Source organism: Pedobacter sp. ok626 (genome assembly GCF_900100435.1).
Taxonomy (GTDB): domain Bacteria; phylum Bacteroidota; class Bacteroidia; order Sphingobacteriales; family Sphingobacteriaceae; genus Pedobacter.
In genome coordinates this window covers 1-12,478 of sequence record NZ_FNEX01000021.1, presented here as the reverse complement: position 1 = coordinate 12,478, position 12,478 = coordinate 1, and the positions used below count along the sequence as shown (strand labels likewise).

The following is a 12,478-nucleotide window of genomic DNA, read 5'->3' as shown; positions in this document are numbered from 1 at the left end:
ATTTATGGATTAGGGTTATTCATTTTTTTGTTTGTGATAAATTCATGATCGGTAAGCGCAGCCAGAAAGGCAATAATAGCCTCTCTTTCTATTTTTGACAGTGGAATGCCCGTCTGATCCTGATAAAGCAACTGATCTGTGGTGGGGGAGATTTTAATCCCAAACTCATAGTGATCCAATACTTCATCAATGGTTTTAAATCTGCCGTCATGCATGTAAGGTGCAGTGAGCATTACATTTCTTAGTGAAGGTGTTTTGAATTTGCCCATATCATTCGGATCAAAACTCACCCGGAAACGGCCTTGATATATCCCTTCATGATCGTCGCTGAATGTTGCATCAATACCATTGTTGTGGTAACCATCATCTGTGAACAATTCACCACTGTGGCAAGCTTTACATTTACTGTTCAGCAGGTTCATACCCAGCAATTCAGTCGCTGTAAGGCTGGCACCTGCTTCTCCCCTTTTGTACTTATCATATCTGGAAGTACCGGAAATCAGCGTACGTTGAAATTGTGCTAATGCCTTAACCACATTTACAGATTTAATATCTTCGTTAAAAGCCTTTTTAAACCTGGTTACATAATCTGGAACCTGTTTCAGTTCAGCCTCTAATACCAAAAGATCCTGATGCATCTCATCGGCACTGGTCAAAGGTCCAAATGCCTGAGATTCGAGGTTTTTTGAACCACCATCCCAAAACAATCCTGTTTTTGCCCATGCCAGATTAAATAGTGCAGGAGCATGCCTGTCAAGCATTTTTCCAGAAACACCAATCGTACTCAAAGCTAGCCCATCGGTGAAAGCAAGATCCTGACGGTGACAAGAGGCACAGGAAATCCTGTTGTTGCCAGAAAGTCTCACATCATAGAAAAGCATTCTGCCCAGTTCAATACCTTCAGCGGTTAAAGGATTGTCCAAATCCTGTTCAACTGTCGGGAAGTTACCCGGTACCTCCAGCTTTACAGCATGAGGTACCGGATTGATTTCTTCGAGGGGAACATCCTTTTTACAGGATGAAACCGCAGTCGGCAAAAGAATACAGACAGTAATACGCAAAAATGCGATCTTACCAGTCATTGGATTAGTTTACTGATTTAACTGAAAATACTTTTGTAGAATAGTTGGTTGCTACTGCGGCCATTATCGTTGCTTTTGAAGCACCAACAACAGGATTGGTTACCACATCCACACCGTCGATGGCTTTCTCCACATCAGCATTCAAAACGATCTTTGTTTCCTTAGCAGAGCTAATTTTAACTGCCTGAGGTAAATCAACTGTTACTGTTTTGTAATTTGCGTTTAAACCTGTCTCTACCAACAAGGTTTTCGATGTGCCATTTTCAGTCACCTTACCTCCTACAGAAGAGAAAATATAACTGGTCATCCACATCCAGGAAACATTTGTCATCCCGTTTAATTGAGAAAGTTCAGCTGTTTGCAAACTTAGATTATCATTGTATTTCTGATCTACACCGATAGAGAATTTAATGGCTTTGTAATCTCCCAGCGGGATATTTGGCAGAACCACATCTTCACGCTTAGTAGCCGGATAGGTAAATGCTCCTTCCTGAACAGGAACTGCACTGGTTTCTTCTACTAAAAAGTATGAGTTAGGTACTTGGTACGCTTCGCCTTTACTATTTACAAGGGCAACATTACTCACCCAATATCTGAATTTAGTGAAATTAAAGGTCTTAGTTCCGGAAGTAAAGTCTTTATTCAACGCAAAATCCTGAGCCCCGAATACGGCATCAAAAGAAACTGTTACTTTACCATCTGCTTCTACAAGAATGGTGTCATTGTCTTTTGAACATGAAGTAAATAATAAAGCAGATAAACCTATGATAGATAATAATTTTTTCATTTTTAAGTATATAATTTATGATGATGAAGCATTTTCGATAATTACGAACGCTCCATTAAATTTAGTAAGCGCACAACGCTACAATAATGTACGTTACGCAAAAGCCAAGCAATACAATTCCATTTATCGGAATATGCATTACCTGATTACATTTTATATTATAAGTCTGTGATTAAGAAAAAACCTTGGCAGGTGGAGGATGAAGTATTTCTGAACTGATTTTAGGAAGTTGGAAAGAAATGAAAGCCGGCTCTTTCTTTTTAGGAGTGAATTCGTAAAACGAAACGATCAAAGGACTGTTTAGAACAAATGCATCTTGACCTCCTTTTTTCTGGCTGGCCTCCTCCTGCTTCTTTTCTTTTTCTTCCGCCTCTTTAAGCTTTTTCATTAGGTAACATTTACCATTACAATGCATTTGTGGCTTGTCTCTGTTCTCGCAAAGTGCCGCGGCAATGTATTTTTGATTGGCTTTAAATTCAGCATACACGAAAAACCGTGATAAGTTAGTACTTATCAATGCTAAAAGTAGGGTTATAGCAATTAAGCGGTTGATCATTTTGGGGCAAAGGTAGACTATAAATTTATAGTTTTACAATATAGGCGAACGAATTTGAGATGACATCCGGAAGTTCTCCAAATATTTCTACCAGACCAAAAACGTCCAATGTTTCGAAATTATTAAATAGAATAATATTTATAATCATAAACAATCTGATTGAATTAATCCATCACTTGATTTATTTATCTTACACTATGAAAAAGCTGCTATTTTTATTTACCATTAGTTTGATGCCTTTTATTTTACAGGCGCAGCAAGCTACACTAAGAATTAAGGTTTTAAATGCCAGTAATAACAAGGTCAGAATTCAACATCCGGTTGATGGCACGTGGTTTCCCGAAGCTGTTGATGAGCAAAAAAATGGCATCGACAGTATAATTAAGTATACGTTGACAGTTAATAAAACTACCTGGCTGAGAATCAATGGGTATCCATTTATTATTGAGCCAGGAATTACCAATATAGTATTTGATTATGGCAAAAAGGATGTTTTAAGGCACACAGACCGAAATATGGAAGGGATAATTCTCTTCTCAAAAAGGGATAATCAATTTTATCAGGATAAAGCAAGGACATTTTATAAAAATGACACAAATACTGTAGCCTTACTAAAGCGAATTGAACAAGAGAAAGAAGCAGAATTAAAACCCTTTACTGATTTATTGGTCGCCAAAAAAATCTCTTTAAATTTTTATGAAGCGGTACAAAATTATTTGAATGTTAATGCTGTCATTATAGAGGCCGCCATTCCTATGATTGTTTTTTCGGAAACTAAAAAATTAAATAGTGAATTAGATGCGATGTGGACAAATGCTTATAAAAAACATCCGTTAACAAATATCCAGGATACATTTAACCCGGATTTTTATTACCATGCCGACTACTACGTATTTACCTATTTACAATATTATTTAGCCCAAAAGAGAGGCATTAAGTCAGATATTAAAAATGAAAACGATTACTTCAAGTATAAGTATCAATGCTTTGGAACAACCTTTAGCGGAAAAATGCGAGAATACCTGATGGCAAGCTTTCTACAGAACGAAATGATGCAAAATAAATTTCAGCCTGTTTTGCTTGAATTATTTAATGATTTTGAGAAGCAATACCCTCGCAGTCATTTCACCCCCTATTTACAAACCCATGCAACGCAGATTGAGGCATTTAATAAAGTAAAAAAAACTAGTTTAAATCAAAAGCAAAAAATAATAGCCGATTATGGGAAGATTGACTCATTTGAACAGCTGCTTCGCCAATTTAAGGATAAAACCGTCTTTATAGATATTTGGGCAACCTGGTGCGGGCCATGTAAAGAAGAATTTCGGTATAACAAAGACCTAGAGCAGTTCCTCACGTCTAAAGACATTGATATACTTTTCATTTCTACAGATAAGGATGAAGCCGATGAACAATGGAAAACCATGATTAAATATTACAATCTAGAAGGTTGGCACATCAGAACCAATAAAGCGTTATTACAAGACCTAAAGAACAAATTTTGGGCTGGTAAGAATGGCTACGCCATACCTCGTTATGTTTTAGTCAGCAGAGGAAAGGTTGTTAATGCTAATACCTTTAGACCCAGTGATAAAGAACAGCTTTATAATCAACTGATCAGTGAGCTTAAAATTGGTTTATAATTAAGCTTTATGCGTTCCAAATATTCGATCCCAAATAGAAGTATAAAACCCAAAGTTTCTTTTTTCGTTTAAATGATGTTGGTTATGAAATTTTGTAGTCCCTAAAAATAATTGTTCTGTCCATCTTGGGAAGAATTCTCGGTTTAGGTGACCGATAGTTCCCCAAGTTAAGTTGATGAACAGATAAATCGTAATGGAAAAAATAGAAAAATCATACCGCATAAAAACAAAGATCATCATCAATCCGAAACCTAAGGTTTCAAGTGGATGCAGCACGAAAAGGCTCAAGAAATTAGTACTCTTATGTTCGTGATGTTTGCGGTGTAAAATTTTATAAATAAACGGATGATGCGCTAGGTAATGGAAAATATACATCAACAGATCCATCACCAAGATAATGGCTACAGTTTCAATAAGAAGTGTCAAGATAGTTTTAGATTCGTTTAATGTAATCCATCCAGATTTCCACAAATAAACGCCAATCAACATCACGACGCTATTGAGAAATAAGGTTAAAAAACTTACATACAAGTCAGATTTTAGAAAAGGATGATCAGTCGTTTGAATCTTATGCTTCGAACAGGTTTTATCAATAAAAAGGTAAACCCCAATCGAAAACAAATACAAAAATGTATTAGATATCAAACTGAAAATAATCCATTCCAACCAAGACAGATTTTCAAAAAATAACAGAAAAGTCAAAGCGCTGGTGATTTAAACGTTAACACATATTGATTTTTCGTACTAAGGTTGAATTGACGAAATGATTTTTTCGCGGTGATTAAGGCCCCATTGAACCAACATTTCGGTAACAGGTAATACCGTTTTTCCGTATTCTGTAATAGCATAAGCTATCGTAACAGGTCTGGTTTCCTGGATATTTCGGCTAATTAACAGGTTTGTTTCCAGGTCCTTCAGTTCCTTGCTCAGCATCTTCGCAGATATTCCCTCAATTTCACGTTCCATTTTATTAAAATGAATAACATGATCTGTTCTATTAGTTAAAAACCTTAAGATCATTAGTTTCCATTTACCTCCCAATACCTCAAGACTATCGCGCATTGCGATTAACTCTTCGGTACACTTAGCTTCCCTAAGTATACCTTTCTCATTTATCATTGCCATGGTGCTTTCATATAGGTAAGTACTAACCTCTAATATACCCATGACAAATGTAAATCATAATGGCTTTACATTTGACTATTAAATCAGGTAAAATGAAAGCAATTATATTAAATGATCTAGGCGAGTTACATCTGGAAACCATAACTGAGCCATCACCCTTAGCAAATGAATTACTTATCAAAATTATTTCCTCAGGTTTTAACCCTATTGATTATCAAATGCGGGAGAATGAAATGGAAAGAAAACTATTACATTCTCCTATTTTAGGAAGGGAATTTTCTGGTATTGTTAAAGCCGTTGGAGCATCGGCTACAGATTTTAAGATTGGGGATGCGGTATTCTGTGGTTCCGGAAATATGGGTTCCAATGGCACCTATGCAGAATATATCTGCGTTCCTGAGACAATTGTTGCGTTTAAACCCAACTCAGTTTCTTTTGAAGAAGCAGCAGGAACACCTTCTGCAGGTTTAACCGCGTTGCAATGTTTTAACAGAATGAAAGTCAAGAAAACAGATAGCCTATTTATATCGGGAGCTACAGGCGCCGTGGGCACCATGCTGATCAAAATACTTTGGTATAATGGCATACAGAATTTTATTGTAACAGCAGGAAATCAGGAAAGTGTAGCCGATTTAATGGAAATTGGCCTCCATCGGAGCCAAATCATCAATTATAAAACGACCGATATCGAATCATCAGCATTATCATTTAACCAGCAAATGAAATTTGATTTTGTAGTCGACCTTGTTGGAAATAAAATGGCTGAAACTTCTGCCAGGCTTGTAAAAGTGAATGGTACATATTTAGATGTAACTGCCCTTTCGACTACTGAATCCAGGGAAATTCTATTCAACAATGGCACTACTATTCTTAACATATCGAACTATGCCCCATCCCTCATCAAAAAATTCGATTATTATCAAGATGGTTTAAACAAAATCGCTGAATTACTAGAACATGGATCTATAAGGGCGCCCAAAATTGAAGTTATTGGGGCATTAAATGTAACTACGGTAGAGAAAGCGCATCAAATTCTCCGTAAAAATGAAACGAAAGGACGAAAATTAATCATGAAAATTGCAACTGTATAACTACAATGTTTAAAAAATTTAAGTCCATGCACAATATGCTATGGAAAACCATGGCCATACACGTTGCAATCACGCGCAAAATCCTTCCCGGGAAAGAACAGGAATTCAAAGATTCCCTACGGAATTTTCTAGGGCAATCGTTTATCCATGACGGCGTGCATGGGGCAGCAATCATTTCCTCCTTTCCAGGGGCGGACACTAACGAAATTGGCATCTTAAGAACTTTTAAAGACGAAAAAGAACGGGATGCATTTTATAATTCTGAGCAGTTCAACAGCTGGGAAGCCTATGCTTCCACCCTCACTGAACCGGCTGTCTACAGGCAACTAACAGGTCTGGAGGCATGGTTTCGTTCCTCAACTCCACCACCAAGATGGAAGATGGCAATTGCAACCTTATGCGGCGTATTTCCAACGAGCCTTTTTCTGTATTACGCTACCGGCTCGTTACTAAAAGACCTGCCAACACCATTTAGGTTACTCATAACTGCCACATTCATGGTCGGCATATTGACATGGGTAGTGATGCCAATGGTTACTAAAATTCTGAAAGCCTGGCTAACCAGGACAAAAAACACACAACAAATTCACACCTAAATATCCAAATTCAGATATTTGAAGACCTCTTTGGTGATCAGCCGTATATTCGCTGAAAGCTGTTCATAACTGCAATGCCGCAGCCCCTGAGGGAAAGGTACACCACCCTCCCGCTTTACCAAATCTATAGTAATCACCGAATCAACAGAGACCTCATGGTCTGCAAGCAGGGAAGCGTAAAGCCTCCGGGCAAAAGCCTCGTCATTACCAAGGTGAAAACAACCATAAGTTTCGATGCCTTTAAGTGTTTTCATGTTCAGAGATATTTCATAGCTTGTTTCCATAACAATAAACAAATTGAAATAAAAGAGCCACCCGAAGGCAGCTCATTGTATTGGTATAAATCAAAAACGCATTACTTGATTTCAATCTGGCGGCTCTGCATTTTAGCCTCCTCACGTTTAGCGATATCAACGCACAATACCCCATCCACATACTTCGCTTCAATTCCATTCTCATCCGCAGCATCAGGCAGTGTGAAAGAACGCACAAACGAACTGTAGCTGAATTCCCGTTTATTATAATTGCGCTCCTGAACACCGTCTTCCGAACTCCGCTCTACAGAAATATTCAGCACATTCCTTTCCAAAGAAAGTTTAAAGTCTTCCTTTTTCAGACCCGGAGCCGCAAGCTCCAGATGATAGTTGTCTTTACTCTCACTGATGTTGACTGCAGGCACACGCGCCATCATTCGATCAGAAAAGAAAGTGTCAGTGAAAATAGAATCAAAAACGCCATCAAAGCCAGTCATCAGGCCATTTTTCTTCACATTGCCATTTGGATTAAATTTAACCAGTGTCATAGGTCTGTCCTCCTTAAGTTGATTTTTAATGATTAAAACTTATAATTAATTAAACTTGAACTTCGTGTTCGTACAAGGTATATCCAATGAAATGCCAAAGCAGTTTTAACCTGAATCATCTGAAAATTTTGCAGAAAAAATGAAAAAATTTCAGATTCGAAATGTCAAAAATTCATTCCGACCCAGCCAAAAAGAAACGGCGAAGGATCATATCGACCTTTCCCTGTCATCAAAAGCTAACTCACAGTAAATTAAGGTAGAGATACACCCTATTTTTGTCGTAAATAGGTGACACAAAAGTGAGAGGGGCCGATATCCCTCATACTGAAGCCATGCGCAGTGTCTACCTAACACTAGTTCTTGAGACACCGGAAGAAGCTGAACACATCTATAGCCTATTGTCCAGTGAAGGCGAAGTGTTCATGAAAATGGAGAAAACTCCCTTCGCCAACCGCTTTGCCATGCTCCGCGATAAATTCGGAACTTCCTGGATGCTGCTCAATGAGAATTAAGTAGGCCTGGTATATACAAATGCCAAACACAGAAGATGCATTCCGCGTGAAGGGAAAAATAATTATATTTAGGACATAAACGAATACTAGTATAAGATACCTTAAATGAAATCTTTTAAATTCATAATCACGATATTGCTGATTTCGGTCTTTAGTATTGCCAAATCACAACGGTCACTCATCATTGCAGACAATTACAATAAAAAGAAAGATGAAACTACTTTAGTGATAATACCCAATGGAAATATCGTTTTTCCTGGTAAGTGGCATAAAATAGCATATAATCAAAGTAGCAAACAACATTTCTTTAGAAATGCAGACTCTACCTTGCTGATCATCGCGAAAGCGCCACAGAACAAATTTGACTTTTACGTCAAAAACAATAGCAATAAGGAATTTTCAAGCGCATACTATAAATGGGAAAATGATTACTGGACACAAAAAGGCTTGAATAGTAAATTGTTTAAAGATCAATCAGATCAAGGTTATATTTTATGGCAACTTTCTGGTCAAAAATATAAAACAACCACTTTCTTATTAGGTGCAAAAAATGGATATGGGTATAATCTTTCTACAGTTTCAAAAATCTGGGATGAAGAAAAACAACAAAAGTTTCTTGCCGACATCTTTCTAGAGAATTAGGAGTCAGATCTACAGCAAACTGCTGTCTTATATTTATAATTTCTATCCGAGACCACATGGGTTATTATATTGAACGAGTATATGCCTTTAAATCTTCATATGGTAATTCCAGAACCATTGTTTTCAAACGGAATACTCCCCCTTCTAATTATTTTATAGAAAAAAGCTATCTAACAAAAACATATAATATGATTATAAAAAACAATTTTCACATCATAACCGGTGGCCCAGGAGTTGGCAAAACAACTTTAATAAATGAGTTGCAAAAGAAGCAAATGAACTGCATTCCTGAAATAGCCAGAGAGATTATCAAAGATCAATTAAAAAATAATGGCCAGGCCCTACCTTGGAAAAATGCAAAAGAATATTCTAAATTAATGCTTTCACATTCTGTTCGGGATTATGTCAAACTACTAGATGCCCCTGATCTTTATTTTTTTGACCGTGGTATTCCAGACACCTATGCTTATGAATGCCTAATGAGCTTTGATTATGATGAGAATTTAGATCGCATTGTAAATAAGTACAGATACAATAAAATAGTTTTTATCCTCCCTCCTTGGGAAGAAATATATAAAATGGATAGTGAGCGAAAACAAGATTTTCAGCTAGCTAAAGAAACATATCATGTAATAAAAGATACTTATGAATGTTTAAATTATGATTTGATTGAAGTACCACGCTTAGCTCCTGCAAAAAGAGCCGATTTTGTTAAAAAAATACTATTTCATTGTTATGATTTCACTTAAAAACTTTCCGTCCCAAGTATATTTTTTCTGACTTTTTGTTTCTTTATATTTTGGAGCATCCAGATTCTCGCTGGTATTTTCGGCCTCAATAATGTTTTTGTAGATCATTGATGGATCACCTTTGTGCTCGGACGGGAAAAAGATATTCTCCTGGTGATAAAAAACACCGGCATCAGACACAGACATTTTTTCGGGAAAATGAATGAGGTTGGTCCCATTCCAGGCAAAGTAATAATACTGACTTGCAATGCCACATGCTTCGCCTAGAAAACCTAAGCGGTGAATATTTTTGATATTTTGTAAGCCCATTCCAGGCAATATTTTGGTCTCTATTCCCGACTGACCATTTATATTAGCATGGAAAATCTCTTTTGTAATGAACACTTGTTCTTTATCGAAAATTTTCAATTCCGATTCATAATAGGAGGAAGAATATGCTGTAGAAGGTCTAAATTTCTTGAAACCACAAATAAACAATTCCCCTTCATTATTCTTAGAACCATTAAGAGCTAAAAGCCCTAACCAAACAAATCCTTTTTTTTGTTGATTATCTTTCATATAAATAACCTCATGCCATGGGGCATAGAAGCCTCTAATGGTATTACCACGGTATGCAGCGCTTTTAATGATAACTTGATTTCCTTGTGTTAAAGAATCAATTACTCGTGCCTCAAGATTTGGGTAGTCACGGATATAGGCTAGATCTGCAAAAATATAAGCGGTATCTGCTTTCCGGAAGTTCCATAAATTATACTCCTCATCCAAGGCGTAGGCTGCAGGTTTTTCCTGGGCTTTAGCAAATATGGATAACACACAAAACAGTAGTAATAATGATGATTGCATATCGCCAAATCTAAAATTTATAATCTGCTAATGAAATAAAATACATTTAAGTTACAACACATCAAGTTATACCCGATAAGGTATAATAAACTCTGTTTACATATAAAATTCTACGTTTCGCGAATAAAATATTACCTATATTTAACAAAATAAAGCGTTATTTTAATCTCTGAAAAACTGGTTTCTATGAAATTTTGGAATGGTTTTAGTATATTTTGGATCATCTTTTTGTTGTTTTTTACGATTGGATTACCACTCATTCTCCATTACGCAGGAAATCATCATCAAAGCGATTATCAGATGATTAATACATCTGCCAGCGAAGCATTCGTTTTGCTTGGCCTTGGTACAGCACTTTGGTTCATCGTATTTATTTATTACATCAAGCAATTTTTGATTAATCTTCTTTTGAAAAAAAATGGTACTATTCGATTGTTAGAGCATGGGGGAAAAAGAAAAGGAACGGTTTCGGAGGAGTTTGATTTTGCGGACTTAAAGTCATATCAACGCCGCTTTGATGAGGGCAATACCACTGGGATTATGCTGGACAGAGAATTTAAATCTACAGACATTGGAATTGACGAGCAGGGGGTGAAATGGAATACCAAAACCATAGTACTTATTGTGATTGGGCTGCTACTATTGATTGGTTTGGCAGCAGGAATATTGGTTTATACCTATATAAATGAAAGCCGTGGCTATGGTTGGCGGTATCTGTATTTTTGGCATCCCTACATCATTATTCCCGGCTCTTTTATTCTTTATTCATTTTTTTTATTTGACATTACCAATGGTTTTTTTTCAAAATATTTGGGCACATCCGTAAAACCATAAATGTAACTTTTCGGGAAACGAGCCGAAGTGGTAATAGAATCCTGTAATTTCTTAAAAAATTAACACCAATAAGGGTACCAAGTTCGTTGTCTATCAGGCTACATAAGTAATCCTATTTTTATATATTCACAATTAAAAAAATGCTATGAAACTATCATCAATTATACAACCTGAGGAATTGGTTATACTAGATAAAAACGATTTCATCCTTTTTGATGTAAGTGCAGGATCGAAACCAAGATATGATGAGCAACACTTAAATGGCGCCTTTTTTTTAGATTTAAATACTGATCTGGCCGATATTAAAGATTTCGCTCTTGGTGGTAGGCATCCGCTACCAACTTTTGGCCATTTTGCTCAGCTTTTAGGGAAATACGGTGTTACAAAAGATACGCATGTAATTGTTTATGATGATAAAAACGGATCTAATGCTGCGGCAAGATTCTGGTGGATGTTAAAGTCAATAGGTCACGAAAAAGTTCAGGTTTTGAATGGTGGCTATGCTGCTGCAATTAAAGCCGGCTTTGCTGTGAATGCTGAGGTTCCATCAGCGAAACCGGCAGAGTCATATCCAATTACAGAATGGCAGTTGCCATTGGCAGAAATAGATGAAGTGGAGGTTGCTGGCAACAGTGATAATCATTTAATTATTGACGTCCGTGATGCGAATCGCTTTGCAGGTTTAACCGAACCTATAGATTTAATTGCTGGTCATATACCTAACGCAATAAATATTCCTTTTACTGAGAATCTAGATGCTGATGGAGCTTTTTTAGCTCCTGAAATTCTAAAAGAAAAATATTCAAAAGCGCTAGCTGATTATAAAATTGAAAATGTAATTGTGCATTGTGGTTCTGGTGTGACCGCTTGTCATACACTCTTAGCGATGGACTATGCGAGTTTAGAGATGCCAAAATTGTATGTGGGTAGTTGGAGCGAGTGGAGCAGGAATAACAAGAAAATGATTTTGGCTTAGATTTGCTGTTACGATGGTATGTTTCAGTTCCCACAGGTCTATATGCTGGGATTTAGGTGTAGACAAAAAAAGCCGCTTTTCTTATCGAAAAACGGCTTTTTTGTTTGTGGACCCAACTGGGCGCTTCTCGAACCATTTCTTGTCTGATTTAGGTTTAATCAGTGATCTGGTTAAATATGCGCTATAACAAATGTTATCTAATTCGATAAACTACTTTATGTGCCTCCCACAACGCGGGTA

Annotated in this window: 16 protein-coding genes; 7 read left to right on the top strand and 9 right to left on the bottom strand. The window is 36.8% G+C overall.

The features are described 5' to 3' along the window. Positions 1-2: 2 nt before the first annotated feature. The 4 genes from BLS35_RS23730 to BLS35_RS28310 form a co-directional block, all read right to left on the bottom strand. Positions 3-1,082: a cytochrome-c peroxidase gene (locus tag BLS35_RS23730; protein ID WP_090786052.1), complete on the bottom strand. Its 1,080-nt coding sequence runs from the start codon at positions 1,080-1,082 to the stop codon at positions 3-5. 4 nt (positions 1,083-1,086) lie between these two features. Then, positions 1,087-1,869 carry an MbnP family protein gene (locus BLS35_RS23725; RefSeq protein ID WP_090786050.1) on the bottom strand — a complete coding sequence of 261 codons (783 nt, stop codon included), beginning with the start codon at positions 1,867-1,869 and terminating at the stop codon, positions 1,087-1,089. 172 nt (positions 1,870-2,041) lie between these two features. Next, positions 2,042-2,257 carry a hypothetical protein gene (locus tag BLS35_RS28260; RefSeq protein WP_254779099.1) on the bottom strand — a complete coding sequence of 72 codons (216 nt, stop codon included), beginning with the start codon at positions 2,255-2,257 and terminating at the stop codon, positions 2,042-2,044. A 193-nt stretch (positions 2,258-2,450) separates the two neighbouring features. Next, positions 2,451-2,573 carry a hypothetical protein gene (locus BLS35_RS28310; RefSeq protein ID WP_256375315.1) on the bottom strand — a complete coding sequence of 41 codons (123 nt, stop codon included), beginning with the start codon at positions 2,571-2,573 and terminating at the stop codon, positions 2,451-2,453. A gap of 49 nt (positions 2,574-2,622) precedes the next feature. On the opposite strand from BLS35_RS28310, the gene BLS35_RS27935 reads away from it, so the two are divergent. Then, the gene (locus BLS35_RS27935; protein WP_165973397.1) at positions 2,623-4,068 is read left to right on the top strand and encodes a TlpA family protein disulfide reductase; all 1,446 of its coding nucleotides are present in this window, start codon (positions 2,623-2,625) and stop codon (positions 4,066-4,068) included. Here BLS35_RS27935 and BLS35_RS23705 read toward each other — a convergent pair whose 3' ends face one another. Next, positions 4,069-4,557, bottom strand: coding sequence for a sterol desaturase family protein (locus tag BLS35_RS23705; RefSeq protein WP_254779096.1), 489 nt, complete (start codon positions 4,555-4,557; stop codon positions 4,069-4,071). Between the two features lie 255 nt (positions 4,558-4,812). Next, a complete protein-coding gene (locus BLS35_RS23700) occupies positions 4,813-5,235 on the bottom strand; it encodes a winged helix-turn-helix transcriptional regulator (RefSeq protein ID WP_254779092.1) in 423 nt (140 codons plus the stop codon). A 50-nt stretch (positions 5,236-5,285) separates the two neighbouring features. Here BLS35_RS23700 and BLS35_RS23695 point away from each other — a divergent pair, with 50 nt between their 5' ends. Both BLS35_RS23695 and BLS35_RS23690 read left to right on the top strand, forming a co-directional pair. After that, a complete protein-coding gene (locus tag BLS35_RS23695; RefSeq protein ID WP_090786039.1) occupies positions 5,286-6,284 on the top strand; it encodes an NADP-dependent oxidoreductase in 999 nt (332 codons plus the stop codon). A gap of 155 nt (positions 6,285-6,439) precedes the next feature. Beyond that, positions 6,440-6,880: a putative antibiotic biosynthesis monooxygenase gene (locus tag BLS35_RS23690; protein WP_254779090.1), complete on the top strand. Its 441-nt coding sequence runs from the start codon at positions 6,440-6,442 to the stop codon at positions 6,878-6,880. Here BLS35_RS23690 and BLS35_RS23685 read toward each other — a convergent pair. Together BLS35_RS23685 and BLS35_RS23680 are read right to left on the bottom strand one after the other, a co-directional pair. Continuing rightward, entirely contained in the window at positions 6,877-7,134 is a 258-nt protein-coding gene (locus BLS35_RS23685) for a hypothetical protein (protein WP_132226061.1), read from the bottom strand. The genes BLS35_RS23690 and BLS35_RS23685 overlap by 4 nt on opposite strands. Before the next feature lie 101 nt (positions 7,135-7,235). Next, complete coding sequence (locus tag BLS35_RS23680; RefSeq protein ID WP_090786036.1) at positions 7,236-7,682, bottom strand: Hsp20/alpha crystallin family protein; 447 nt, start codon at positions 7,680-7,682, stop codon at positions 7,236-7,238. 617 nt (positions 7,683-8,299) lie between these two features. Between BLS35_RS23680 and BLS35_RS23670 the strand changes: the two genes are divergently transcribed. Together BLS35_RS23670 and BLS35_RS23665 are read left to right on the top strand one after the other, a co-directional pair. Then, complete coding sequence (locus tag BLS35_RS23670) at positions 8,300-8,836, top strand: hypothetical protein (protein WP_090786032.1); 537 nt, start codon at positions 8,300-8,302, stop codon at positions 8,834-8,836. Between the two features lie 56 nt (positions 8,837-8,892). Continuing rightward, on the top strand, positions 8,893-9,585 hold the full coding sequence (locus BLS35_RS23665; RefSeq protein WP_254779087.1) for an AAA family ATPase: 693 nt from the start codon (positions 8,893-8,895) through the stop codon (positions 9,583-9,585). Here BLS35_RS23665 and BLS35_RS23660 read toward each other — a convergent pair. After that, positions 9,559-10,428, bottom strand: coding sequence for a hypothetical protein (locus BLS35_RS23660; protein ID WP_090786030.1), 870 nt, complete (start codon positions 10,426-10,428; stop codon positions 9,559-9,561). The two genes, BLS35_RS23665 and BLS35_RS23660, sit on opposite strands and share 27 nt — an antisense overlap. Before the next feature lie 186 nt (positions 10,429-10,614). On the opposite strand from BLS35_RS23660, the gene BLS35_RS23655 reads away from it, so the two are divergent. After that, positions 10,615-11,262, top strand: coding sequence for a hypothetical protein (locus BLS35_RS23655; RefSeq protein WP_090786028.1), 648 nt, complete (start codon positions 10,615-10,617; stop codon positions 11,260-11,262). A gap of 145 nt (positions 11,263-11,407) precedes the next feature. Further along, the gene (locus BLS35_RS23650) at positions 11,408-12,238 is read left to right on the top strand and encodes a sulfurtransferase (protein WP_090786026.1); all 831 of its coding nucleotides are present in this window, start codon (positions 11,408-11,410) and stop codon (positions 12,236-12,238) included. Positions 12,239-12,478: the final 240 nt, after the last annotated feature.

Bases quoted from the DNA above. Each gene is read 5' to 3' on its own strand.
- BLS35_RS23730 (WP_090786052.1), bottom strand. From the start codon at position 1,082: ATGACTGGTAAGATCGCATTTTTGCGTATTACTGTCTGTATTCTTTTG.
- BLS35_RS23725 (WP_090786050.1), bottom strand. From the start codon at position 1,869: ATGAAAAAATTATTATCTATCATAGGTTTATCTGCTTTATTATTTACT.
- BLS35_RS28260 (WP_254779099.1), bottom strand. From the start codon at position 2,257: ATGAAAAAGCTTAAAGAGGCGGAAGAAAAAGAAAAGAAGCAGGAGGAG.
- BLS35_RS28310 (WP_256375315.1), bottom strand. From the start codon at position 2,573: ATGATTATAAATATTATTCTATTTAATAATTTCGAAACATTGGACGTT.
- BLS35_RS27935 (WP_165973397.1), top strand. From the start codon at position 2,623: ATGAAAAAGCTGCTATTTTTATTTACCATTAGTTTGATGCCTTTTATT.
- BLS35_RS23705 (WP_254779096.1), bottom strand. From the start codon at position 4,557: ATGTTGATTGGCGTTTATTTGTGGAAATCTGGATGGATTACATTAAAC.
- BLS35_RS23700 (WP_254779092.1), bottom strand. From the start codon at position 5,235: ATGGGTATATTAGAGGTTAGTACTTACCTATATGAAAGCACCATGGCA.
- BLS35_RS23695 (WP_090786039.1), top strand. From the start codon at position 5,286: ATGAAAGCAATTATATTAAATGATCTAGGCGAGTTACATCTGGAAACC.
- BLS35_RS23685 (WP_132226061.1), bottom strand. From the start codon at position 7,134: ATGAAAACACTTAAAGGCATCGAAACTTATGGTTGTTTTCACCTTGGT.
- BLS35_RS23680 (WP_090786036.1), bottom strand. From the start codon at position 7,682: ATGACACTGGTTAAATTTAATCCAAATGGCAATGTGAAGAAAAATGGC.
- BLS35_RS23670 (WP_090786032.1), top strand. From the start codon at position 8,300: ATGAAATCTTTTAAATTCATAATCACGATATTGCTGATTTCGGTCTTT.
- BLS35_RS23665 (WP_254779087.1), top strand. From the start codon at position 8,893: ATGGGTTATTATATTGAACGAGTATATGCCTTTAAATCTTCATATGGT.
- BLS35_RS23660 (WP_090786030.1), bottom strand. From the start codon at position 10,428: ATGCAATCATCATTATTACTACTGTTTTGTGTGTTATCCATATTTGCT.
- BLS35_RS23655 (WP_090786028.1), top strand. From the start codon at position 10,615: ATGAAATTTTGGAATGGTTTTAGTATATTTTGGATCATCTTTTTGTTG.
- BLS35_RS23650 (WP_090786026.1), top strand. From the start codon at position 11,408: ATGAAACTATCATCAATTATACAACCTGAGGAATTGGTTATACTAGAT.